The sequence below is a fragment of the Agromyces binzhouensis genome, assembly GCF_004135055.1.
Lineage (GTDB): Bacteria > Actinomycetota > Actinomycetes > Actinomycetales > Microbacteriaceae > Agromyces > Agromyces binzhouensis.
Genome location: NZ_SDPL01000691.1, coordinates 1 through 960, shown reverse-complemented (window position 1 = coordinate 960; position 960 = coordinate 1). Strand labels below are relative to the sequence as shown.

The following is a 960-nucleotide window of genomic DNA, read 5'->3' as shown; positions in this document are numbered from 1 at the left end:
GCCCGGCCCGGGGCGCCGTCCTGCGCGGGGTCCGAGGCACGCGGCGCCGGTGCACCGCCGGCTCGCTCCAGCCCGACTAGCGTGTCGACATGAGCGATCCGGACAGCGCCCAGCCCGCAGCGGGGAGGACCTCCGCCGACGACGACGGCGGTGGCGGCGGCAGGACCTCGGCGGAGGTCACCGAACGGGGCCCGGTCGACGCGACCGGTGAGAGCCTCCATCCGGCGGCCCGTGCGAAGCGCACCGAGCACGTCGGCCGGTTCGTGCCGTTCGCGGCGGGGATCGCGGCGCTCGTCATCGCGCTGGTCCTCGGCATCGTCGTCGCACTCCGCGGCCTGTTCGAGATCGACGAGGAGTGGGCGGAGGACATCTTCACGCTCCGCGGGCCGATCGGCGACCTCTTCGCCTACGGCATGAACGCCCTCGGCGGCGGAGTGATCGGGGTGCTCGTCGTCCCGATCACCATCACGGTCATCCTGCTCGTGGTTCGGCGACCGTGGGCGGCGCTGTACTTCGTCACGGCGTCCGCCGCGAGTGCGCTCATCGTGCAGCTGCTGAAGAACCTGTTCGGCCGGTCCCGCCCGGAGGACATCATCGTGCTCTCGGACTTCGGCTCCTTCCCGTCCGGCCACGTCGCCAACGCCGCGACGATCGCGGTCACCATCGGCATCATCGTCCCCCGCGGGTGGGTGTGGTTCTGGGGCGTCGTCTACACGGTGCTGATGGCGATCAGCCGCACCTACCTCGGCGCGCACTGGATCACCGACACCATCGGCGGCGCCATGGTCGGGGCCGGTGCCGCGCTGCTCGTCTGGACCGTCTTCGCCCAGCGGATGGAGCGCGAGCGGCTCACGCGGGCCGCGGAGATCGCCGAGCGCAACCGCGCGTTCGCGGCGTCGCACGTCACGCCACCGGCGGTGCCGCGCGCCTAGCGCGCGGGCTCGTGCGCCCGCGTCGGGA

At 73.1% G+C, this 960-nt stretch carries 1 protein-coding gene; it reads left to right on the top strand.

All coding sequences use genetic code 11. The features are described from left to right. Positions 1–89: 89 nt before the first annotated feature. Positions 90–932: a phosphatase PAP2 family protein gene (locus tag ESO86_RS17685; protein WP_129236033.1), complete on the top strand. Its 843-nt coding sequence runs from the start codon at positions 90–92 to the stop codon at positions 930–932. The last annotated feature ends 28 nt before the right edge of the window (positions 933–960 follow it).

Bases quoted from the DNA above. Each gene is read 5' to 3' on its own strand.
- ESO86_RS17685 (WP_129236033.1), top strand. From the start codon at position 90: ATGAGCGATCCGGACAGCGCCCAGCCCGCAGCGGGGAGGACCTCCGCC.